The sequence below is a fragment of the Micromonospora sp. NPDC049366 genome (assembly GCF_044466625.1).
Classification (GTDB): domain Bacteria; phylum Actinomycetota; class Actinomycetes; order Mycobacteriales; family Micromonosporaceae; genus Micromonospora.
In genome coordinates this window covers 300,478-321,969 of the sequence record NZ_JBITMV010000002.1, presented here as the reverse complement: position 1 = coordinate 321,969, position 21,492 = coordinate 300,478, and the positions used below count along the sequence as shown (strand labels likewise).

At 70.7% G+C, this 21,492-nt stretch carries 17 protein-coding genes; 8 read left to right on the top strand and 9 right to left on the bottom strand.

All coding sequences use genetic code 11. From position 1 onward, the window contains the following. Window positions 1-18: 18 nt before the first annotated feature. Window positions 19-1,530, bottom strand: coding sequence for a sugar ABC transporter ATP-binding protein (locus tag ACIBTV_RS05015; RefSeq protein WP_396702505.1), 1,512 nt, complete (start codon window positions 1,528-1,530; stop codon window positions 19-21). 524 nt (window positions 1,531-2,054) lie between these two features. On the opposite strand from ACIBTV_RS05015, the gene ACIBTV_RS05010 reads away from it, so the two are divergent. After that, entirely contained in the window at window positions 2,055-5,603 is a 3,549-nt protein-coding gene (locus ACIBTV_RS05010; RefSeq protein WP_396702503.1) for a ThuA domain-containing protein, read from the top strand. Window positions 5,604-5,755: 152 nt separating this feature from the next. On the opposite strand, the gene ACIBTV_RS05005 is transcribed toward ACIBTV_RS05010, so the two are convergent. The 4 genes from ACIBTV_RS05005 to ACIBTV_RS04990 all read right to left on the bottom strand — a co-directional run bounded on the left by ACIBTV_RS05005 (window position 5,756) and on the right by ACIBTV_RS04990 (window position 10,058). Continuing rightward, window positions 5,756-6,979 carry a mandelate racemase/muconate lactonizing enzyme family protein gene (locus tag ACIBTV_RS05005; RefSeq protein WP_396702501.1) on the bottom strand — a complete coding sequence of 408 codons (1,224 nt, stop codon included), beginning with the start codon at window positions 6,977-6,979 and terminating at the stop codon, window positions 5,756-5,758. A 1-nt stretch (window position 6,980) separates the two neighbouring features. Next, the gene (locus tag ACIBTV_RS05000; RefSeq protein WP_396702499.1) at window positions 6,981-7,808 is read right to left on the bottom strand and encodes a carbohydrate ABC transporter permease; all 828 of its coding nucleotides are present in this window, start codon (window positions 7,806-7,808) and stop codon (window positions 6,981-6,983) included. Then, on the bottom strand, window positions 7,808-8,671 hold the full coding sequence (locus ACIBTV_RS04995; RefSeq protein WP_396702497.1) for a carbohydrate ABC transporter permease: 864 nt from the start codon (window positions 8,669-8,671) through the stop codon (window positions 7,808-7,810). The genes ACIBTV_RS05000 and ACIBTV_RS04995 overlap by 1 nt, the downstream gene beginning before the upstream one ends. A gap of 121 nt (window positions 8,672-8,792) precedes the next feature. Beyond that, the gene (locus tag ACIBTV_RS04990; protein ID WP_396702495.1) at window positions 8,793-10,058 is read right to left on the bottom strand and encodes an ABC transporter substrate-binding protein; all 1,266 of its coding nucleotides are present in this window, start codon (window positions 10,056-10,058) and stop codon (window positions 8,793-8,795) included. A gap of 155 nt (window positions 10,059-10,213) precedes the next feature. Here ACIBTV_RS04990 and ACIBTV_RS04985 point away from each other — a divergent pair, with 155 nt between their 5' ends. Then, a complete protein-coding gene (locus ACIBTV_RS04985; RefSeq protein WP_396702493.1) occupies window positions 10,214-10,984 on the top strand; it encodes a FadR/GntR family transcriptional regulator in 771 nt (256 codons plus the stop codon). 133 nt (window positions 10,985-11,117) lie between these two features. Here ACIBTV_RS04985 and ACIBTV_RS04980 read toward each other — a convergent pair whose 3' ends face one another. Next, complete coding sequence (locus ACIBTV_RS04980) at window positions 11,118-12,503, bottom strand: RICIN domain-containing protein (RefSeq protein ID WP_396702491.1); 1,386 nt, start codon at window positions 12,501-12,503, stop codon at window positions 11,118-11,120. 497 nt (window positions 12,504-13,000) lie between these two features. On the opposite strand from ACIBTV_RS04980, the gene ACIBTV_RS04975 reads away from it, so the two are divergent. Further along, the gene (locus tag ACIBTV_RS04975) at window positions 13,001-14,476 is read left to right on the top strand and encodes an endo-1,4-beta-xylanase (RefSeq protein ID WP_396702489.1); all 1,476 of its coding nucleotides are present in this window, start codon (window positions 13,001-13,003) and stop codon (window positions 14,474-14,476) included. A gap of 104 nt (window positions 14,477-14,580) precedes the next feature. Continuing rightward, window positions 14,581-14,916 (top strand): YnfA family protein, encoded by a 336-nt coding sequence (locus tag ACIBTV_RS04970; RefSeq protein ID WP_396702487.1) that lies wholly within the window; start codon window positions 14,581-14,583, stop codon window positions 14,914-14,916. Window positions 14,917-14,988: 72 nt separating this feature from the next. On the opposite strand, the gene ACIBTV_RS04965 is transcribed toward ACIBTV_RS04970, so the two are convergent. Further along, entirely contained in the window at window positions 14,989-15,990 is a 1,002-nt protein-coding gene (locus tag ACIBTV_RS04965) for a zinc-dependent alcohol dehydrogenase family protein (RefSeq protein ID WP_396702485.1), read from the bottom strand. Between the two features lie 126 nt (window positions 15,991-16,116). Here ACIBTV_RS04965 and ACIBTV_RS04960 point away from each other — a divergent pair, with 126 nt between their 5' ends. Then, entirely contained in the window at window positions 16,117-16,683 is a 567-nt protein-coding gene (locus ACIBTV_RS04960) for a CGNR zinc finger domain-containing protein (protein WP_396702483.1), read from the top strand. Between the two features lie 74 nt (window positions 16,684-16,757). After that, on the top strand, window positions 16,758-17,309 hold the full coding sequence (locus ACIBTV_RS04955) for a TetR/AcrR family transcriptional regulator (RefSeq protein ID WP_396702481.1): 552 nt from the start codon (window positions 16,758-16,760) through the stop codon (window positions 17,307-17,309). A gap of 50 nt (window positions 17,310-17,359) precedes the next feature. Here the strand turns inward: ACIBTV_RS04955 and ACIBTV_RS04950 are convergent, their stop codons facing one another. Both ACIBTV_RS04950 and ACIBTV_RS04945 read right to left on the bottom strand, forming a co-directional pair. Beyond that, window positions 17,360-17,725, bottom strand: coding sequence for a DUF1330 domain-containing protein (locus ACIBTV_RS04950; RefSeq protein ID WP_396702480.1), 366 nt, complete (start codon window positions 17,723-17,725; stop codon window positions 17,360-17,362). A 359-nt stretch (window positions 17,726-18,084) separates the two neighbouring features. Next, window positions 18,085-18,975: a LysR family transcriptional regulator gene (locus tag ACIBTV_RS04945; protein ID WP_396702478.1), complete on the bottom strand. Its 891-nt coding sequence runs from the start codon at window positions 18,973-18,975 to the stop codon at window positions 18,085-18,087. Between the two features lie 178 nt (window positions 18,976-19,153). On the opposite strand from ACIBTV_RS04945, the gene ACIBTV_RS04940 reads away from it, so the two are divergent. Together ACIBTV_RS04940 and ACIBTV_RS04935 are read left to right on the top strand one after the other, a co-directional pair. Next, window positions 19,154-19,873, top strand: coding sequence for an SDR family oxidoreductase (locus ACIBTV_RS04940; RefSeq protein ID WP_396702476.1), 720 nt, complete (start codon window positions 19,154-19,156; stop codon window positions 19,871-19,873). 123 nt (window positions 19,874-19,996) lie between these two features. Further along, on the top strand, window positions 19,997-21,451 hold the full coding sequence (locus ACIBTV_RS04935) for an alkaline phosphatase PhoX (protein WP_396702474.1): 1,455 nt from the start codon (window positions 19,997-19,999) through the stop codon (window positions 21,449-21,451). Window positions 21,452-21,492: the final 41 nt, after the last annotated feature.

Here is a 21,492-nt window from a genome sequence, read left to right as displayed (position 1 = left end):
CCGGCTCACTCCTCGCGCTCATGCGGCGGCCTCCCGGACGGTGCCGACCGCGAGGGCCACGACGTCCTCCTCGGTCGCGCCGGCGGGGAGCTCCCCGGCGATCCGGCCGTCGCGCATGACGACGATCCGGTCGCTCATCCCCAACAGCTCGGGCAGGTCGGACGAGATCATCAACACGGCCGCGCCGTCGCGGGCCAGGCGGCGGATGAGGTCGTGGATCGCCGACTTGGCGCCCACGTCGATGCCCCGGGACGGCTCGTCGAAGAGCAGGATCCGCGGTGTGACCGCGAGCCACCGGGCCAGGACGACCTTCTGCTGGTTGCCGCCGGAGAGAAAGCGGATCTCCTGGTCGTCACCGGCGGCGCGGACCTCCACCGCGGCGAGCAGGTCCCGTACCCGTTGGGTGCGGGCGGCGCGGCCGGAGCGGGCCGCGAACGCGGCCCGGCTGGCGAGCAGCGCGTTGTCGAGCACCGACTGCCGGGGCACGATCCCCTCGCCCTTGCGGTCCTCGGTGACGTAGGCGATGCCGGCCCGCATCGCCGCGCGAGGAGAGCGCAGCCGGACGGGCGCGCCGTCCAGCGTGACGTCGCCGGTGCTGAACGGGGACACGCCGAACAGCGCGCGGGCCAGCGCGGAGCGTCCGGAACCCTGCAGGCCGCCCACGCCGAGCACCTCGCCGGCGCGCAGCTCGAGATCGACGCGGCGCAGCTTCGCGTTCCCCCCGTCGCGGACGGCGAGCCGCACCGCGCCGATGTCGTCGGCCGCAGCCCGGTCGGGGTAGTAGCTCGACAGCTCTCGGCCGACCATGTGGCGCACCAACTCGTCGCCGGTGGTGGCGGCGGTGTCCACGGTGGTGACCCGACGACCGTCCTTGAGGACCGTGATCCGACCGGACAGGTCGAAGACCTCGGTGAGCCGGTGCGAGACGTACAGCAGGCCGATGCCCCGCTGTTGGAGTCGGCGTACCAACCCGTAGAGCAGTTCGACCTCGTGGTCGGCCAGCGCCGCGGTCGGCTCGTCCATGATGAGCAGCCGCGCGTCCAGCGCGAGCGCCTTCGCGATCTCGACGACCTGCTGCTGCGCGACGCCGAGGCGACCCACCCGGGCGTCGGCCGGAAGGCCGGTCTCCCCGATCGAGGCGAGCAGCTCGCTGGTGCGGTCGAGCATGGCGCGGCGGTCGACCAGCCCGCGACGCACCGGCTCGTGGCCGAGGTAGACGTTCTCCGCGACGGTGCGCTCCGGCAGCAGGTTGAACTCCTGGTGGATGATGCCGATGCCCGCTCGCTGGGCGTCGCGCGGGCCGCGGAACGCGCGCGGTTTACCGGCGAACTCGATCGCGCCCTCGTCCGGGGCGTACCCGCCCGAGACGATCTTCATGAGCGTGGACTTCCCGGCGCCGTTCTCACCGACGACGGCATGGACCTCGCCCGGCGCGACGTCGAGGTCGACACCGTCGAGAACGCGTACTCCCAGGAAGGACTTGCCGATGCCCCGAAGGGTGAGCAGCGGCGCCGGCCGTGGGTCTGACATCCAAGAGCCCTCACAGACAGTAGTGACTGGCAGGATCCGTACACCGCGCCGGCCTCGTTTGAGGCGCTGAACAACGAACTTTCGCAGGCGACTGCGAGGGCTTACGTCTTCTTGGAGCAAACATTCGCTTGACACCGACGAAACATCACACGTATGAAGATAGATGTTTGGATGCGGGTCCGCAATCCTCCACCTGAGCCGACTGCCAGGCCCGCCGCTCGATCGACACTGGCGCCGCGTCGAGCGGACGGACGCGGCTGCCGTCACAAACCGGCGAAACCTCGGACGTCTCTCTATTCATTGACACATGTCTATGGCTAGCCCATCCTGACCTCGCAGACCACGGGACCGGAATCCAGTCAAGGTCACGCTGCGTGATGTCCTACGGGGCTGACGGCCGTTGCGGCGAACGGCTCGACGACCGACCGACACACTCGTGCACCCGTGCACGTCCCGGCACGTCCTGAGCGCGTCGTCGGGCCCGTGGTCGCCATCGGAGTAGCCCGCCGACCCTAGGAGACGGCATGCGTCGCACCACATTGATCATCGCCACGATCGCCGGCCTGTTACTGTCGCTCGGCCTCGCCCCGCCCGCGTCGGCGGCACCGGCCTTCCGCGCCCTGTTGTTCACCAAGACCACCGGCTACCGGCACGACTCGATCCCCGCCGGGATCAGCATGTTCCAGCAGCAGGCCGCGGCCAACAACTTCGAGCTGGTGCAGAGCGAGGACGCGAGCGCCTTCACCCCGGCCAACCTCGCGACCTTCGACGTGCTCATCATGTTCCAGACCTCCGGCATGGTCTGGACCTCGGCCGCCCAGCGCCAGGCCGTGGAGGGCTACCTCGCCAGCGGCAAGGGCATCGTCGCCGTCCACAACGCCACCGACATGGGCATCGAGGGCGAATATCCCTGGTGGGATCAGACCGTGAACGGCGGGGCCCACATGCCCGAGCACTCCCCCGGCGTGCTGCCCGGCACGGCGATCGTCGCCGACAAGCAGCACCCGTCGACGGCCGGCCTGCCGGACCGCTGGAACCGCAGCGAGGAGTGGTACAACTTCGACACCAACCCGCGCGGCAACGTGCACGTCCTGGTGACCGCGGACGAGCGCACGTACAACCCGGGGTCCCGGGCGATGGGCCCCGACCACCCGATCTCCTGGTGCCGCAACGCCGGCGGCGGGCGGGTGTGGGCCACCGCGATGGGCCACGCCATCGAGTCCTACAGCGAGACGAACTTCCGCAACCACGTCCTCGGTGGCGTCCGGTGGGCCGCCGGCAACGCGCCCGGAGACTGCGGCGGCACCGTGTGGGGCAACTTCGAGAAGCGCACCCTCGACGACAACACGGTCGACCCGATGGCCCTGGCCGTGGCGCCGGACGGAAGGGTCATCTACGTGCAGCGCGGCGGCCAGGTGAAGATCTTCAAGCCCGCCACGAACAGCACCGTGACCGCCGGCACGCTGAGCGTCTACACCGGCGGGGAGGACGGCCTCACCGGCTTGGCCCTCGACCCGAACTTTGCCGGCAACGGCTACGTGTACCTGTACCACTCACCGGCGAGCAGCAGCACCGACATCAACCGGGTCTCGCGCTACACGCTCAGCGGCGACACGCTGAACCTGTCCAGCGCTGTGACGATCATCGACGTCCCGGCGTACCGGGACCGCACCTTCCCGGAGCCCGGCCACACCGGCGGGTACATCGAGTTCGGCCCGGACGGCAACCTGTACATCGGCACCGGCGACGACACGCCGCCGAACCTCGACCCCAACTGGCAGGGCTACGCCCCGCTGGACTGGCGCCCGGGCAAGGCCAACCTCGACGCCGCCCGGACCGCCGGCAACACCAACGACCTGCGCGGCAAGCTGCTGCGCATCAGGCCTTCGGCCAGCGGCGGCTACACCATCCCCAGCGGAAACCTCTACGCCCAGGGCACGGCGCAGACCCGGCCGGAGATCTACGCGATGGGCTTCCGCAATCCGTTCCGCTTCTCGATCGACCCGGCCACCGGCTGGGTCTACCTGGCCGACTACGGGCCGGACCGCAACCCGCCCACCACCAACCGGGGGCCAGAGGGCCTGGTCGAGCTCAACGTGATCAAGGCGCCCGGCAACTACGGCTGGCCGTTCTGCCACGGCGACAACCAGCCCTACGCGCCGTTCAACCCGGACACCGGCGTGGTCGGCGCGAAGTTCAACTGCAACTCGCCGGTCAACAACTCCCCCAACAACACCGGCCTGACCAGCCTGCGACCGATCGTCGCGCCCAACATGTGGTACGGCTACGGCACCTCGCCGACCTTCCCGGAGCTCGGGTCCGGCGGCTCCGCCCCGATGGGCGGACCGGTCTACCGGTACGACGCGGCGAACCCGTCGGCGACCAAGTTCCCGCCCTACTACGACGGCGTGCACTTCTTCTACGAGTGGTCACGCAGCTACCTCAAGGAGGTGCACTTCGACTCGGCGACGGCGGTGACCCGCACCAACCCGTTCCTGCCCAACACCCGGTTCAACAAGCCGATGGACATGGAGTTCGGCAAGGACGGCTCGCTCTACCTGCTGGAATGGGGCACCAACTTCGGTGGCGGCAACAGCGACTCGGGCCTCTACCGGATCGACTACATCCAGGGTGGCCGGTCGCCGATCGCCAAGGCCACCGGCACGCCGACCAGCGGGGGCGCACCGCTCACCGTCCAGTTCAGCAGCGCCGGCACGGCCGACCCGGACCCCGGCAACACGCTGAGCTACCTGTGGACGTTCGGGGACGGCACCACCTCCACCGCGGCCAACCCGTCGAAGGTGTACACCGCCAACGGCAACTACACCGCGCAGTTGAGGGTCACCGACAACACCGGTAAGACGGGCTTCGCCAACGTCCAGATCACCGTCGGCAACAGCGCGCCGGTGGTCACCATCACCACTCCGGGCAACGGCGGCATGCTCACCTTCGGTGACCGGGTGTCGTACCAGATCACCGTGACCGACCCGGACGGCGGGACGATCGACTGCTCGAAGGTGCTCCTCAACCCGGCGCTGGGGCACGACGACCACGCGCACGAGACCACGGAGTACCCGGGCTGCTCGGGCACCATCTCCACCGACCTGCTCGGTGGGCACCCCGACGGCGCCAACCTCTTCTACGTGCTGAACGCGCGGTACACCGACAGCGGTGGCGCGGGCGGCGCGGCCCCGCTCACCGGCACCGCGCAGGCGATCCTGCAGCCCAAGCACAAGCAGGCCGAGTACTTCAGCAGCCAGTCCGGCATCCGGGTCATCGACCAGGCGGCCGCGGAGAGCACCAAGCGCGTCGGTGACATCTCCAACAACGACTGGATCGCGTTCAGCCCGATGAACCTGGCGGGCATCTCAACCGTCAGTTACCGGCTGTCGTCGCCGTCCGGTGGCGGCTCGATCGAGCTGCGCGCCGGCTCGCCGACCGGCACCCTGCTGGCGACGACTCCCGTGCCGAGCACCGGTGGTTGGGACAACTACCAGTCCACCCCGCCGGTGAGCGTGTCCGCCCTGTCCGGGACGCAGACGCTCTACATCGTGTTCAAGGGCAGCGGCAACAACTGGTTCGACCTGGACTCGCACACGTTCGGCGGCGCGGGCGTCGGCGTACCCGGCACCGGCGGCGGCGTGGCGGGACGGACCTGGACGCTCACCGCGCAGCACAGCGGCAAGCTGATGGACGTCAGCGGCGTCTCCACCGCCGACGGCGCCCAGATCCACCAGTGGGCGGCCACCGGCGGCAACAACCAGAAGTGGCAGGCCGTGGACGCCGGCGGCGGGGCCGTCTACCTGAAGGCGGCGCACAGCGGCAAGTGTGCCGAGGTGATCGGCGGCTCCACCGCCGCCGGCGCCTTCCTCCAGCAGGCCACCTGCACCAACAGCAATGCGCAGAAGTTCACCGTGACGGCGACCGCGACGTCGGGGGTGTACACGGTGCGGAGTCAGCCGAGCGGGCTCTGCCTGGACGTCAACGGCGCGGCCACCACCGACGGAGCACGACTGTTGCAGTGGACCTGCCACGGCAACGCCAACCAGCAGTGGCGCTTCACGCTGGCGTGACGCGTCCCGACGGCAGCGAATGAGCGCCCGGTCGGGGCCGGCCTCCGGTCAGCCGGAGCCCGGTCCCGACCGGGACACGGTCGTCGTGATCACGCCGCCCGCGCCGCGGCGACGCCGAGCGCGTTCCGCCGGCGCGAGCAGGACCGATCGGGTCAGGGACGCACGGCGGGGGTGGCGTCCTCGCGTACGCGCAGCGGCGCGAGCGACGCCTGCCACCTCGCGGTGTCGTCGTCGGCGTCGGCCAACAGCCGCCGTCCGGCCCGCTCCGGCCGGACGTTGGGTCCCTGACTCGACTGTCCGACGGGCCTCCCGCCGACCGCCCGGATGTGCGTCTCGTCGACCCGGACGCCCAGCCCGGGCGAGTCGCCGAGGACGAAGGCGCCGTCCTCGACGTGCAGGTCGATGGAGACGCCGACCGGCGGTCGCAGGTCCTGCAGCTCGCTGGTCAGGTGGTTCGGCAGGGAGGTCGCGGCGTGCAGGAGGCCGACCGGGCTGTTGCCGATCGGGCTCACCGGAAGGTCGTGGGCGTGGGCCAGCGCGGACACCCGGAGGAAGTGGGTGACGCCCCAGACGGCGGCCGCCTGCACGACATCGACCGCGTTCGCGGCGATCAGCGGCCGGTACTGCTCCAGACCGGTCAGGTTCTCGCCGGTGGCGACCGACGCGCGGATGCCCCGGCTCACCGTGGCATGCCCCTCGGCGTCCCAGCGCCGGACCGGCTCCTCGATCCAGATCAGGTCAAGGGCACGCTCCAGCTCGCCGACGTGCCGTACGGCCTGCTTGCGGGTCCAGGCCTCGTTCACGTCGAGCATCAGGCCCGGCCGCCGCCCCCGGCCGGCCTCGGTCAGCACCTCCCTGACCAGGCCGAGGCGATGCCGGTCGCGGTCGATGTCGAGGCCGCCCTTGAGCTTGGCGGCCCGCAACCCGTGCCGGGCGTAGACCTCGTAGGCCGCGACGAGTTCGTCGTCGTCGAGCGCGATGTCCAGCCCGGACGCGTAGGCGGGGACCCGCCGGTCGCGGCCGCCCAGCAGCCGCCAGAGGGGTTCGCCGGCGGCCTGCGCCTTGATGTCCCAGAGCGCGGTGTCGAGCGCGCCGATGGTGCCGAACACCGGGCCGGCGTGCCCCGCCTTGAAGGTGTGCCGCAGCATCCGGTCGTAGAGGCTCGCCACGGAGCGGGGATCCTCGCCCTCGATGGCCGCGAAGATCCGCTCGATCTCGACGTGCGGCCCGAGACCGACGCCGGAGATGCCCTCGTCGGTGTCGACGATGACGATCGACACCGGGACCGCGCCGTCGGCGAAGACGCCGTTGGCGTCGCCGACGGGGCGACCCCATTCCTGGACGGTGGTGAGTGTCCGATAACCGGTGACCCGCATGTCAGCCTTTCGTGGAGCCCGCGGCGACGCCTTCGGCGATCTGCCGCTGAAGGAAGAGGTAGAGCAGGAGGACGGGCAGCGCGGCGATCAGCACTCCCGAGGCGAAGGTGGGGATGTCGTCGGAGTACTGCCCCTTCAGGGAGGTCACGCCGACCATGAGCGTCCGGTGATCGGCCGAGGGCATCATCACCAGCGCCATGAGGACGTCGTTCCAGCAGAAGAGCGTGTTGAGGATGCCCACCGACAGCAGCGCCGGGGTGCCCAGCGGGAGCATGATGCGGCGGTACACGCCGTACACGCTGTTGCCGTCGATCCTGGCCGCGTCGACGATCTCCGGCGGGATGGTCTTGTAGTAGCTGGTCATCAGGAAGACGGTGAAGGGCAGGAACTGCGCCACGTAGACGAGGATCAGCCCGAGATAGGTGTCGATGAGCCGGCTGTCCGCCATGATCCGGGCGAGCGGGACCATGATCACCTGGAACGGCACGAACAGGCCCGCGAGGCAGCCCAGGAAGATCGCCGACGAGCCGCGGAACCGCAGCTGACTCAGGGCGAAGCCGGCCATCGACCCGAGCAGGAGCAGCAGGAGCACCGACAGGGTCACGACGATGATCGAGTTGAGGAGGTAGCGGCCCATGCCGGCGCTGTCCCAGGCGGTGCCGATGTTCTCCCAGCGGAGCGTGTCGGTCAGCGAGAACCGGTCGAGGATGTACTCGCGCCGCGTCTTCATGGCGACGTTGCCGGTGAAGAGCAACGGGTAGACGGTGGCCAGCGCGAGCAGCGCCATCGGGATCGCCACCAGCCACCTGCCCCAACGGCTGTGCGACATCAGTCCTCCCTTCCCGACCGCCGGAGCAGCTTGATCTGGAGCAACCCGACCACGAGCATGATCACGAAGAGGACCGTGGAGGCCGCGGACGCGAGGGCCGGGCGGTTCATCTGGCCCTGCTGGATCCAGACGTAGTACTCCGGCAGGTAGGTCGACCCCTCCGGGCCGCCGCTGGTCATCACGAAGAGCAGGCCGAACATCGAGGTCAGCATGCCGATCATGGTGGTCACGAAGACGAACTGGATGGTGCGCGTCAGACCCGGAACGATCACGTGCCGGATGGTCTGGGGCAGTGACGCGCCGTCCACCCGGGCGGCGTCCAGGAGCGCGGCGTCCAACGTGGCGAACCCGGCGAGGAACACCACCAGGGCCATGCCGAACGTCGCCCAGATGTGGACGCCGACGACCACCACCATGGTGATGTCGGGCTCTCCGAGCCAGTCGACGGGGCCGACGCCGGCCGAGCCGAGCAGGGCATTGAGCGGGCCGTCGACGGCGAGCAGAAGGTTGAAGATCGCTCCGACGATGACCGGGGAGAGCACCGCCGGGAAGAAGTAGACGCTCCGGTAGAGGCGGTGGCCGGGCACCTTCAGGTAGATGAACGTCGCGAGCAGGCCGGGGATCGCCACCGCCACCGGGAGCAGCAGCACCAGCAGGCCGACGTTGCCCAGGGCGGTCTGGAACAGCGGATCCGCGAAGATCTCGCGGTAGTTGTCGAGACCGACGGCCGTTCCGTTCCGCTCGCCGTCGCCGGTGAAGGAGAAGTTGACACCGAGCAGCAGCGGGTAGAGCCGCAGCACGACGATGATCAGGATGGCCGGGGCGACCAGGTAGTAGGGGGCGAGGCGCTCGGACCTGGCCAAGCGTGCGGCACGTCGGCGGGAACCGTCGCCCGGGCGCCGGACGTGCGTGGTCATCGGCCCGTCGGCCCGCCCGGCGGGAACCGGGCGGGCCGACGGACGTGCGTTACCGATCGGCACAGGTTCAGCCCGCCTGGTCGGAGGCGGCCAGCTGCTTCAGCACGTCGTCGACGCCGACCGAGCCGCCGAGCAGTTGCTGGGACAGGCGGCCCATGAGGTCCAGCGTCTTGGAGGAGAGCGCCACGTGCAGCGCGGGCTTGCCGCTCTTGGTCTCCGAGACGATCGTGCCCAGAGCGGCGCCACCCTCGGACACGTCGATCGTGGTGTCGGCGGCGACCGCCCCGGCGGAGGTGTAGAAGGCCTTGAGCGCGTCGGTCGAGGTCAGTGACCGCACCAGGTCAGCGGCGACCTTCGGGTCCTTGGTCCACTTGGCGACCCCGTAGCCGATGCCCCCGTCGTACGGCAGGCTCGGCGTGGTGCCGGCGGTGACGACTGGGGCGGCCATGACACCCAGTTTCTCGGCCGTCAGGAACTCGTTGAAGTCCTTCCAGTGCCCCACGTCGGACATCAGCCCGATGACGTGCGCGGCCTTACCCGACTGGAACAGCGCGAACGCGTCGTTGAACATCGCCGTCGAGTTCGCCCCGTCGTTGTTCAGCCCCGCGTCGCCGGCCTCCTTCCAGAGCTGGAAGACCCGCTTCACGTTGGGCGAGTTCCAGTCGCGCTTGCCGGCGATCCAGTCGTCGTACTCCTGGGCGGTGAGGATGCCCGACCCCAGGGCCGACAGCCAGAACTGGATGCCGGCGCCCTCCTTGTTGCCGAGGGCGAAGCACTTGGCTCCGGCCTTGGCGATGGCGGCGCAGTCGGCGACGAACTCACTCCAGGTGGTCGCCGGGCTCGCCGGGTCGAGCCCGGCCTTCTCGTAGATCGCCTTGTTGTAGTAGATCGGGTGGCCCTGCAGGGTCACCGGGCCGGCGTAGACCTTGCCGTCCTTCGTGAACGCGTCCCAACCGGCCAGCCGCTGCTTGTCACCGGCCACGTACTCGTCCAGCGGCACCAACGCGTCGACCCGGTCACGGATCTGCCCGCCGCCGTTGAACAGCATGACGTCCGGGCCCTTGCCGGACTGAATCGCCGCGCCGAGCAGCGTGTAGTACTGGTCGAACGGCTGTGCCACGAACTCGACCGTGACATCCGGGTGCTTCTTGGCGAAGTCGGCCTTCGCCTTCTCGACGTAGGACGCGCTGCTCGGCTCGCCGGACTTCCAGTCCCACACCACCAGCTTGCCCGCCTCGCCGGCGGGCGAGGAGTTGGAGCTGGTGGCACTGCCGCACCCGGTCAGCGCCAGTCCCGCGACGAGGACGGCCGACCATATCGCTCGCATTTTCATCGCGGTTCACCTTCAGATGGGGGGTGGCCGGTGGGGGATCCGGCCAGGCATCTTTTGACTGCGGAACGTAACTCGTTATACGTCTTACGTCAATGGTCAGTCGTAAACTAGGCCTGGTTCGTGGCATATGGTCGCGATGAGCCAGCGGAGGAAAGATGACCACAGCTCGGGAGACACCTGCGGACACGTCACCGACGCCGGCATGGACACGACGGCCGACCAACCTGGCCAAGGCCGTGACCGCCGAGCTGGTGGAACGCATCGTGCGGGGCGCACACCCGCCGGGCACTCCCCTGCCCCCCGAGCCGGTGCTCTGCGAGACCTTCGCGGTCAGCCGGACGGTGGTCCGGGAAGCGGTGAAGATCCTCCAGGAGAAGGGCCTGGTGCAGGTGCGCCAGGGCGCCGGGACCATGGTGACCTCGCCGTCGTCCTGGGACATGCTCGACGAGCTGGTGCTCGGCGCGACCATCGCCCAGGACGACACCCTGGCCATCCTCGACGACCTTGTCGTGACCCGTCGCCTCCTCGAATCCGACATGGCCAACCTCGCCGCGCGGCTCGCCGACGCGCAGGTCATCGACCAACTGCGCGTGCTGGTGGACCGGATGGACGAGCTGGTGGGCGACACCGCCGCCTACCACGAGCACGACCGGGCGTTCCACGACACGGTCATGCGGGCCTCCGGAAACCGGATCGCCCGCGGCGTCGTCCGGTCACTGGAGAGCCAGGTCATGAACACCGCCCGGTACATGGGGCGGACGGAGCGGTCGCTGTGCGTCGCGTCCAACCAGGGACATCGCAAGATCTACGAGCGGATCGCGGCACGCGACCCGGACGGCGCCGCGGCGGCGATGTTCACGCACATCACCGAGGCGTGGCTGGTCCGGCGGTCCGGCTCGGGAAAGCCGGACCGCCTGCACCGGTGACCCGAGCGCCGGGCGCAGAGCGCGTCGACCGCCTGGCGGCGGCCCGACCGGGCAGCGAAGGGGGCAGCCGCCACCCGCGGACGCGGTGGCGGCTGCCCGACCGGCTCGGCGTCATCACCGACGCCACCGATCATCACGAGAACTGCGCGAAGAACCTCCAGATCTCACCCTTGGTCCAGGTAGTGATGCCGCTCTCGGCGTACGTGCCGTCCACCGGGCCGGGCATGTGCCCGTTGTCGAAGGCGGCCCACTGCACCGGATACCCCGCGCGGCATCCCGCGTAGCTGGTGGTGATGTGCGTACGACTGCCCGGGGCCGGCTCACTCGGGTTCTGCGCGGCACAGCCGTTGTTCCGGACGAAGGTGTCACGGAGCGCACGCCCCTGGGAGATGTTGAGGACGTTGTCGGTGATGCCGTGCAGCCCGAAGTACGCGATCGGCTGCGTGCCGCCGCTGCACCCGCTGATCTGTGCGCCGGCGATGACCGCGACGGCCCGGAACACGGCGGCCCGCGCGCACGCCAGGGCGTAGCTCATTCCGCCACCCCAGCTGAAGCCGAGGGCGAAGCGTTGGGCCGGATTGACGCAGAGCCCGCTCTCGATCCGGCGGATCATGTCATCGACGAAGGTGACGTCCTCACCGCCGGCATTGCCCCAGCCGTTGCCGAGGCCCTGCGGGGCGACCAGGATGGCGGTGTTGTTCGACTGTTCCTGCTGGCCGTAGTAGGACCAGGCCGCGCCGCTGGTGCCCCCGGAGGAGATGTCCTGCATGGTGCCGCCGCGCCAGTGGAAGGCGAAGATCAGTCGGTAGCGCGTGTCGGGGTTGTAGTTGGCGGGCACCCGCAGGATGAACGAGCGGCTCTTTCCGCCGCTCTGGATCGTGTGCGTGCCGCTGGACAGCGTCGGCGCCCGGCCACAGCCGCTGCCGTCGGTAGGCGGTGGGCCGCCGCCGTCGACCCGGACGAGCTGCCACTGCTGGTTGGCGCCGTTCCAGTCGGCGTACTGCACGATGGCGCCGCCGTCCGCCGTGGACGCTCCCTGCACCTCCACGACCTTGCCGCTGTGGCGGCTGATCAGGCGGACGTGGCCGCCGTCCGAGTCGGCCAGGCGGAACTGCTGGTTGGTCCCGTTGAGGTCGCTCCACTGGACGATCGCGCCGCCGTCGGCGGTGGAGAAGTTGGCCACGTCGAGGACCTTGCCCGAGTGGCGGGACTTGACCCGGTAGTAGCCACCGCCGGAGTCGACGAACTGCCACTGCTGGTTCGCGCCGTCGTGCCGGGTCCACTGGGTGACCCGGGCACCGTCGTTGGTCGCCGATCCGTACAGGTCCAGCGCCTTGCCGCTGTTGCGGTTGACCAGGACGTACCACGCGCTGGTGTCCACCGTCGCCGCGTCGGCGGGCGACGCGTCGGCCGCGACGAGGGTTCCGGCGGCCAGGACGGCGGCCGCCGCCGCGGCCATCCCGGATCGCCAGCGACGTCGTGGTGGGGAGGCGGGACGGGCCGCACCGATGGCGTTCATGGTCGACTCCTTCGATCGGGACGACCCGCGAGCGGGAACCCGCGGGCGCCCTGGCGGGTGTGCCAGCGTCCGGTGGTGGCGTCAGCACAGGGGGGTTGTGCGGGTTGCGGCCCACCGGCCACGGGACTCCGCGCGCCACGGGCGCAGGCGATCGAGGCGGGCCGCGCGGGTCGACGAATGCGCACATCGGGCTCCCGGCAGCCCAGACCCGCGTCCACGAAGTTAGCGTTCACATCGTCACACGTCAAATGTTTTACGTCGATGAACGTCGATGCAGCAGCTCACACCGCCTAAGTGGACCCCCGGCGAGACCGTCCGATCCGAAGGGGCGGCGACCAGGCACTTGATGCGCCCGTAGCCTTCTGGCAACCTTACGGTCATCGATGTTAGCGCTCCCATGGCGGCTCTCGGGCGTAGCCCGGTGGCCGGCCCGGTCGTGGGTGCGTCGACACGTCCCCCGTCCCGATCGCCACCCCACCACCGCCAGGGAGCCACCCGTGACACCACCACATCCACCCGGCCGGCAGCGCCGGCACCCCGCGAGGCGCGCCCTCCTCGCGCTGCTCTCCGCCGGCGCCCTGATCGCCACGCTGGTCGCCCCGGCCAGCCCGGCGACCGCCGGCACGACCCTGGGGACGTCGGCCGCGGAGAAGGGCCGCTACTTCGGTGCCGCCGTCGCGGCGCAGCGCCTCTCCGACAGCCAGTACGTCACGATCCTCAACCGCGAGTTCAACTCGGTCGTCGCCGAGAACGAGATGAAGTGGGACGCCACCGAACCTCAGCAGGGCGTCTTCACCTTCGGCAACGCCGACCGCATCGTCAACCACGCCCAGTCCCGCGGCATGTCGGTGCGCGGGCACACGCTGCTGTGGCACGCGCAGCAGCCCGGCTGGGCGCAGAACATGTCCGGCTCCGCCCTGCGCAACGCCGCGATCAACCACGTCAGCCGGGTGGCCGGCAACTACCGCGGGAAGATCCACTCGTGGGACGTGGTGAACGAGGCCTTCGCCGACGGCGGCAGCGGCGCCCGCCGCGACTCCAACCTCCAACGCACCGGCAACGACTGGATCGAGGCCGCGTTCCGCGCCGCCCGCACCGCCGACCCGGGCGCCAAGCTCTGCTACAACGACTACAACACCGACGGCGTCAACGCGAAGTCCACCGCCGTCTACAACATGGTCCGCGACTTCAAGGCCCGCGGCGTACCGATCGACTGCGTCGGGTTCCAGTCCCACCTCGGCACCACCCTGCCCGGGGACTACCAGGCCAACCTGCAACGGTTCGCCGACCTCGGCGTCGACGTGCAGATCACCGAGCTGGACGTCGCGCAGGGCAGCAACCAGGCGGCCATCTACGCGGGCGTCACCCGCGCCTGCCTGGCCGTCGCACGCTGCGCCGGCATCACGGTCTGGGGCATCCGGGACAGCGACTCGTGGCGGAGCGACAATCCGCTCCTCTTCGACCGCAGCGGGAACAAGAAGGCCGCGTACACCGCCACGCTGGACGCCCTGAACGCCGGTGGTACCGGCAACCCCGGGCCGATCGACACCAGCGCCTGGTACGTGCTGGTCAACCGCAACAGCGGCAAGGCCCTCGACCTGTACAACCGGGACAGTGCCGACGGGGCGCGGATCACCCAGTGGTCACGCAACGACGGCGCGAACCAGCAGTGGCAGTTCGTCGACTCCGGCGGCGGCTACTACCGGGTGAAGTCCCGGCACTCCGGCAAGGTCCTCGACGTGTACAACTTCTCCACCGTCGACGGCGGCGCGATCGTCCAGTGGACCGACCACAACGGGACCAACCAGCAGTTCCGGATCGCCGACTCCGGCGGCTACGTACGGCTGGTCGGCCGACAGAGCGGCAAGGTGGTGGAGGTGCAGGGCGCCTCGACGACCGACGGCGCGAACATCGTCCAGTACGCCGACTGGAACGGCGCGAACCAGCAGTGGCAGCTCGTCCGGGTCGGGTGACACCGCCTGGTTGACGACCGGCAGCGGCCACCGGGCCGGGTGGAGGTCTCCGCCCGGCCCGGTGGTCGCGGCCGGCTCGGACGGGCTCCGTTACGGTCTGGCCCATGACGGTCGCCCGCTCGATCCTGCTGTTCCTGGTCGCCGCGCTCGCCGAGATCGGCGGCGCCTGGCTGGTGTGGCAGGGCTGGCGGGAGCACCGCGGCCTGCTCTGGATCGCGGGCGGGGTCATCGCCCTCGGGATCTACGGCTTCGTCGCCACCTTCCAACCCGACCCCAACTTCGGCCGCATCCTCGCCGCCTACGGCGGGATCTTCGTCGCCGGCTCCCTCGCCTGGGGGATGATCGTCGACAAGTTCCGACCCGACCGTTACGACCTCGTCGGCGCGGCCATCTGCCTGGTCGGCGTCGCCGTCATCATGTACGCCCCCCGCGCCGGCTGACGCACGCTCTGGCCCAGAGAGGCGAGGGCGTGGGCGCCGGAACCGGGGGCTCCGGCACCCACGGTCGCGGCGTCAGGCAGCCGCCGCGGGCGTGAAGAGGATCTTGCCCGAGCGCCGCTCGCGGCCCGCGTGGGTCAGGGCCTCGGCGAACCGCTCCAGCGGGTAGGTCGCCTCCACCTCCGCCTTCAGCACGCCCTGCTCGACCAGCTCGGCGAGCTCGGCGTAGATCCGGGTCAGCTGCTCACGGGGCGTGTCACGGATCCAGGAGAGGATGAAGAAGCTGCGCAGCGAGATCGAGCGGTAGATGAAGTCGCCGAGCGGCAGCACGGGTGCCTGCCCGGTGATCGCGCCGAAGGTGACGACGCTGCCGCCGTCCGCGATCACGCGGGCCAGCTCGCCCACGTGCTGGGGTCCGCCGGTGCCGTCGAGGAGCAGCCGCAGCCGCTGCTCGCCGAGCGCGGCGGCGGCGCGGTCACCGAGCCCGTCCCCGTCGAGCACGACGAGGTCGGCGCCGAGTTCCCGTACCAGCTCGGCGGCCTCCTCGCGGCGCACGACGGCCAGGACGCGCACCCCGGCCCGCTTCGCGAGGGTGATGACGTGCTGGCCGACGGCCGAGTTGGCCAGGGTCAGGCCGATCCAGTCACCGGGCTTGAGCTCGGCGTAGTCGTGCAGCAGGCCGTACGCGGTCGCCGGGTTGACCGGCAGCATGGCGAGCTGCACCCCGTCCGCCGTCTCCGAGATCGGTACGACGTCCCGGGCGGCCACCACGGTTCGTTCCGCCCAGGTCCCGTGCCGGAAGGTCGGCAGCATCAGGACCCGCCGTCCGACCAGGGACTGGTCCGCCCGGGGCCCGGCCTGGAGCACGCGTCCGACGCCCTCCGCGCCCAGGGGCGCCGGGGTCTGCGGATGAACGCTGAACCAGCCGGCGCTGAAGAGCAGGTCAGCAGGGTTCACGGGGGCGGCCTCCACCGCGACGAGCAGATCCTCGGCGCCGAGCGTCAGGTCGGGATCCCGGTCGAGCGTGATCGTGTCGTTCAGGTCGCCGCCGACCTCGGTGAGGATGAGCTGGCTCATGAGGTGTGCTCCTCGCACTACACAGCCGTAATCGGCTATCAGATTTTGACCATTACTTCCTACCGCTCTCGCCGGAGTACGTAAAGGTCTTTGTTATGTAGGCCATGTCGGCGTACCGTCGGAGCCGTGGCCACCTACGACAGCCCGGAGGCGGATCCGCGGGTCCCCGCGGCGGCCGCGGCGATCGTGGGCCTGCTCAACTCCCGACCGCACGCGACTCCCGCGCTGCCCGACGGCCTCGACGACCCCGGAGAGGCCACCGCCATCCTGAGCAGGTTCGCCCCTGCCGCGCCGGGAGCGCCGACCGCTGACCAACTCGATCGCGTTCGCGCCATACGCGACGACCTCATGGCCGTGCTGGCGGCGGACACCCCGGCACGGACCGCCCAGGCGTGGACAGCCCTGACCGAACGGAGCGGAGACCTCACCTTCCGACAGACCTTCTCCCCCGAGGGGCAGGCACGTCTGCGACCGGCCACCGGCGATCCCCTGGCGGCCGAAATCCTCCTGCTCGTCGCCGAACTCACCGCGGCGAACACCTGGTCACGGGTGCGCATCTGCGCCAACGAGATGTGCTCGCACGTCTTCTACGACACGACCCGCAGCCGGACCCAGCGCTGGCACTCGTACGAGATGTGCGGCAACCGGACGAACGTCGCCGCGTACCGCGCACGCTCCCGCGAGCGCGCGTAAGGGAGATGCCGCCACTTAGATTTTGCGAGTAATCTATAACGCGACAGTTCGGTGGTCACGGCGAAGGCGGGCAGATGAGTCGGGTATCCAAGGCCGAGGCACAGGCCAATCGGGCAGCGGCGGTGAAGGCCGCCTCGCGACTCTTCCGCGAGCAGGGCGTGGCGAACGTCAGCGTCGCTGACGTCATGCGGTCCGTCGGCCTGACCCAGGGTGGCTTCTACAAGCAGTTCGCGTCGAAGGCGGCGCTCGTTGACGAGGCCGTGCACCTGGGCTTCGTCGACATGCTGCGCTACCTGTCGGACCTGCAGGACGGCTCCGCGGACCACGCGGCGGCCTGGTCGTCGCTGCTGGAGACGTACCTGTCGGTCGAGCACCGGGACGACCCGGGCGAGGGCTGCCCCGCGGCCGGCTTCGCCGGTGATGTCGCGCACGACCCCGCCCCTCGCGAGACGTACGCGGCCGGCGTCCGGGAGATGGCGGGCTGGATCGCGCCCGGGGAAGCCGGGCTGGCCGCTCTGTCCACCATCGTCGGCGGCCTGCTCCTGGCCCGGGCGACGGCGGGCACGGCGGTGTCGGAGGAGATCCTGGGCGCGGTGCGGAATGCCGCGTCACCGCTCGCGGACTGAACGCACGAAGGCGGGGCCGTGGCAGTCGCCACGGCCCCGCCCCGCACCGCTCAGCTACCGGAACCGGTCGCCGCGGCGATCGCGGCGCGCACCTGCTGGGCGAATCCCCGGACGGTGTAGTCGGCCGGCAGGCTGTCGATCAGGACGATGTCGGAGATCGCGTTGTTGACCCGCAGGGGCAGGATCTCCTGATACTCGGGCGAGTTGTACCACCGCTCGGCGGCGGCGCGATCGGGGAACTCCATGAGGACGACCAGGCCCGGCCACGCCCCCTCGACCACGCTCGCCTCGCCGTTGGCGAGCCACTTGCCACCGTACGGCTGCACCGTGGCCTCGACCTGCTCGAGGTAGCGCAGCCCGGCCTCGTTCGGGACGCCGCCGGGAATGCGCAGGTGGTTGATCAGGTAGGTGCTCATCGCGGACCTCCAGGTCAAGGGACAGCAGCGGACGCGGCCCCACTTAGATTATGAGCGTAATCTAAGTGGGGCCGGTGCGCCCAACGGGTGTGAGCCACCACGCACACCGCCCGAGGAGCCTCGCGGTCACGCCGTCGACGCATCGGCGCCCGGCCGCCGTGCGAGGGTGGGCGCCGTGAGCTCGGCAACCCGACCGGCGGCGCCACGGTGTTCGAGATGGTGGCCGAGGTGCCGGCCGAGATGCGCCCGGGTCGTCAGCTGACGACCGCGTGGCAGCTCTTCCTTCCGCGCTACGCACAGCGCGGCGGCCGGCACGACGCAATCACGCCGTCGTCCGACCCGACCCGCCTGCCGGGCGGCTACTCGTCGGACGCCGAAGGCGCGGATTGCGCGGCCCGCCGCTCGGCCAAGTCGACGAACTCACGAACCAGCGGGGACCGGTTGCTCTCGGCCCAGGCCAGGCACACCTGGTTGGGCCGAAGGTCGTCGACGGGCACGTGGACGACGTCGGGCCGGGTGTAGAACGTCGCGGTCGACAGGGGCAGGATCACCACCCCGCCGTACGTGGCGACGTGCTCCAACTTCTCCTCCACCGAGTTCAGCACGGCCCGAGGGCGAGGGTCGGGGTCGGTCGGCCGACGCGGCAGATCCCGCCACTCCGGCACCGCGTCCGGGTCCTGGAGCAGCCGTTCCTCGATCAACTCCGCCAGGCCGATCGACGCCCTGCCGGCCAGGCGGTGGTCGCCGGGCAGGACGACGACGCGGGGTTCGCTGAACAGCGGGCGCAGGCGCAGGCCGCGCTGGTCGACCGGCAGCCGTACGTAGCTGACGTCGGCGCGCCCGTCGCGTACCACCTCGACCTGGTCGCTCCAGGAGGTGCGGACGACGCCGACGGACAGATCGGGGTGCCGCTCGGCGAGGGCGCGGGCCTCGGCGGTGACGATGATGCCGGGCATGAACGCGATGGTGAACGTCGCCCTGCCCTGTGCGGCCTGCCCGACCCGCCGGCGCAGCGCCTCGGCCGAGTCGAGCAGCGGGTAGGCGTCGGCCAGCAGTTGGCGGCCGGCCCCGGTCAGGGCGGTGGAGCGGCGGTCCCGGACGAAGAGCTCGGCCCGGAGTTCGTGCTCCAGGGCCCGGATCTGGCGGGACAGGACGGGCTGGGCGATGTGCAGGCGCGCGGCGGCCCGGCCGAAGTGCAGCTCCTCGGCGAGCGCCACGAAGTAGCGGAGCTTGCGTAGATCGACGTCCATTCGGCCCCTCGCCCCGGCGTCCGGCGACCGCTCGCGGTGCGCGCGGCGGTCCTGACCGGGACGATACCCGGCGGGCATCACAGGAGGTGGAAGAGGTCTTGGACGCGGCCCGCCCGACCGGCGCAGGGTGGAACCGTCACTACGACACCCACCGCATCCGACTTCGAAGGACAAGATCATGGCTCTCACCGACCAGCGCGTCGTCGTACTCGGCGGCACCTCCGGGATCGGTCTCGCCACCGCCGGCCTGGCCGCCCGGGAGGGCGCCCGGGTCGTGGTCGCCTCCAGCAACCCGCGCAGCGTGGATCGCGCCCTGTCGGCCCTGCCGGCCGGCACCACCGGGCACGTCGCCAACCTCACGGACGCCGGAGACGTGTCCCGGCTGTTCGAGGACCTCGGCCCGTTCGACCACCTGATCTACACCGCCGGTGAGCCGCTCGCGCTGATGTCCGTCGACGCCCTCGACCTCGCCGCCGCCCGCGCCGCGTTCGAACTGCGCTACTTCGGTTCGCTGTCGGCCGTCAACGCGGCCGTGCCGTACCTGCGTCCGGGCGGGTCGATCACCCTCACCACCGGCACCGCCAACCACCGACCCAGCGCGGGATGGTCGGTGGCGGCCAGCATCACCGGCGCGATCGACGCCCTGGTCCGCGCGCTCGCCGTCGAGCTCGCCCCGCTCCGGGTCAACGCCGTGTCCGCCGGCGTGATCCGCTCGCCGCTGTGGGACTCGCTGCCCGAGGAGACCCGCGAGCGGATGTACGCCCAGCTCAGCGCATCGCTGCCGCTCGGCCGGGTGGGCGAGCCGGAGGAGGTCGCCGAGGCGTTCGTCTACCTGCTGCGCTCGACGTACGCCACCGGCACGGTGGTGACGGTCGACGGTGGCACCCTGATCGCCTGAGCCCACCCGGGTCGCCCCGATTCTTCACTCCGATGTCGCCCACCCATCCCGTGGATGACGCGTGCGGGTCGGCCCGTCGGGGTTGGTTCACATCGCAGTCGATGTGAACAGGAGCTGATTCACGTGCCTTCGTCTCGTCGTACCTTCCTCGCCGGCGGCGCCGCGGCCGGTGTGGGCCTCGCCGTCGCCGGCGGCCTGCCGTCGCTGGCCCAGGCCCACCCGGCCCGGCCCCGTCCGTCGGTCGGGGCCGGACACGTGCCGTTCCCGCCGCTCGTGGACGACCCCAAGGGCATCCTGGCCCTGCCCACGGGCTTCAGCTACACCATCGTCACCCGGGCCGGGGTCACCCGGCTCGACCACGGCCAGGGCGTGACCCCGGCGGACCACGACGGCATGGCCGTCTACGACGCCGGCAACGGCCGCTACACCTTGATCCAGAACCACGAGATCGACCCGGGCGCCGAGTTCGGTGTGCCGCACGTCAAGGGCACGGTCTACGACGCGGGCGCGGTCGACGCCGGCGGCTGCACCGTCATCCGGACGGACCGCGCGGGCCGGAACCTGGGTGAGTTCGTCGCCCTCTCCGGCACCGTGGCCAACTGCGCCGGCGGTCCGACCCCCTGGGGCACCTGGCTCACCTGCGAGGAGACCGAGGACCGCGCCGGTGACAGGTGGGAGGAGGACGGGCGCTCCGGCGTCTTCCAGAAGGACCACGGCTACGTCTTCGAGGTCCGCTCCGACGGCGGCGCCGACCCGACGCCGATCAAGTGCCTGGGCCGGTACTCGCACGAGGCCCTCGCGGTCGACAAGGACCGCACGAAGGTCTACCTCTCCGAGGACGCCGACGAGCCCAACGGCCTCTTCTACCGCTGGACGGCACCCCACGGCGTCCGGCTCGGCCCGGGCGTGCTCACCCGCCTCGCCCCGAACGCCGGTGTCCTCGCCGCGATGCAGATCATCATGGACGACGGTTCGGTGCTGCCGGACGTCGCCTACCTGACCTCCGCCCAGCTGGGTCGCCCGTTCCCCGTCCGGTGGATCGAGGTGCCCGACCGCGACGCGCGGACCACGCCGGTGCGCGAGCAGTTCGCCGACGGCCAGGTCACCCGCGGCCGCAAGTTCGAGGGCGTCTGGGGCACCGACGAGGGCGTGTACGTGGTCAACTCCTACGCGTGGGACGAGGGTGACCTCCCGGCGGACGCGGCGCCCCACGACGGCATGGTCTGGTTCTACGACTACCGCGCCCAGACCATTCAGCTGGTGACGTACTTCCCGCACCAGACCCAGTCCGAGGAGGGTACGCCGGTCAAGTACAACGACCTCACCTTCGACGGGCCGGACAACGTGACCGTCACCCCGTGGGGAAGCCTGGTGCTCGCCGAGGACGGTTCCGGCGCGTCCCACGTGCTCAGCTCGATCCCGGGTGGCCCGACGTACGCGATCGCCCGCAACCAGCTCAACGACTCGGAGTTCTGCGGACCGACGTTCAGCGCCGACGGCAAGGTGCTCTTCGTCAACATGCAGGACCCCGGGCTCACGCTGGCCATCACCGGCCCGTGGGAGAAGTACCTGGGCTGACCGGCTCGGGCGGTGGGATCGGGCGGTGGGGTCGGGCGATC

What these genes read in the sequence shown, in the direction of transcription:
- ACIBTV_RS05015 (WP_396702505.1), bottom strand. Translation starts at nt 1,530, where the DNA reads ATGTCAGACCCACGGCCGGCGCCGCTGCTCACCCTTCGGGGCATCGGC.
- ACIBTV_RS05010 (WP_396702503.1), top strand. Translation starts at nt 2,055, where the DNA reads ATGCGTCGCACCACATTGATCATCGCCACGATCGCCGGCCTGTTACTG.
- ACIBTV_RS05005 (WP_396702501.1), bottom strand. Translation starts at nt 6,979, where the DNA reads ATGCGGGTCACCGGTTATCGGACACTCACCACCGTCCAGGAATGGGGT.
- ACIBTV_RS05000 (WP_396702499.1), bottom strand. Translation starts at nt 7,808, where the DNA reads ATGTCGCACAGCCGTTGGGGCAGGTGGCTGGTGGCGATCCCGATGGCG.
- ACIBTV_RS04990 (WP_396702495.1), bottom strand. Translation starts at nt 10,058, where the DNA reads ATGAAAATGCGAGCGATATGGTCGGCCGTCCTCGTCGCGGGACTGGCG.
- ACIBTV_RS04985 (WP_396702493.1), top strand. Translation starts at nt 10,214, where the DNA reads ATGACCACAGCTCGGGAGACACCTGCGGACACGTCACCGACGCCGGCA.
- ACIBTV_RS04980 (WP_396702491.1), bottom strand. Translation starts at nt 12,503, where the DNA reads ATGAACGCCATCGGTGCGGCCCGTCCCGCCTCCCCACCACGACGTCGC.
- ACIBTV_RS04970 (WP_396702487.1), top strand. Translation starts at nt 14,581, where the DNA reads ATGACGGTCGCCCGCTCGATCCTGCTGTTCCTGGTCGCCGCGCTCGCC.
- ACIBTV_RS04965 (WP_396702485.1), bottom strand. Translation starts at nt 15,990, where the DNA reads ATGAGCCAGCTCATCCTCACCGAGGTCGGCGGCGACCTGAACGACACG.
- ACIBTV_RS04955 (WP_396702481.1), top strand. Translation starts at nt 16,758, where the DNA reads ATGAGTCGGGTATCCAAGGCCGAGGCACAGGCCAATCGGGCAGCGGCG.
- ACIBTV_RS04950 (WP_396702480.1), bottom strand. Translation starts at nt 17,725, where the DNA reads ATGAGCACCTACCTGATCAACCACCTGCGCATTCCCGGCGGCGTCCCG.
- ACIBTV_RS04945 (WP_396702478.1), bottom strand. Translation starts at nt 18,975, where the DNA reads ATGGACGTCGATCTACGCAAGCTCCGCTACTTCGTGGCGCTCGCCGAG.
- ACIBTV_RS04940 (WP_396702476.1), top strand. Translation starts at nt 19,154, where the DNA reads ATGGCTCTCACCGACCAGCGCGTCGTCGTACTCGGCGGCACCTCCGGG.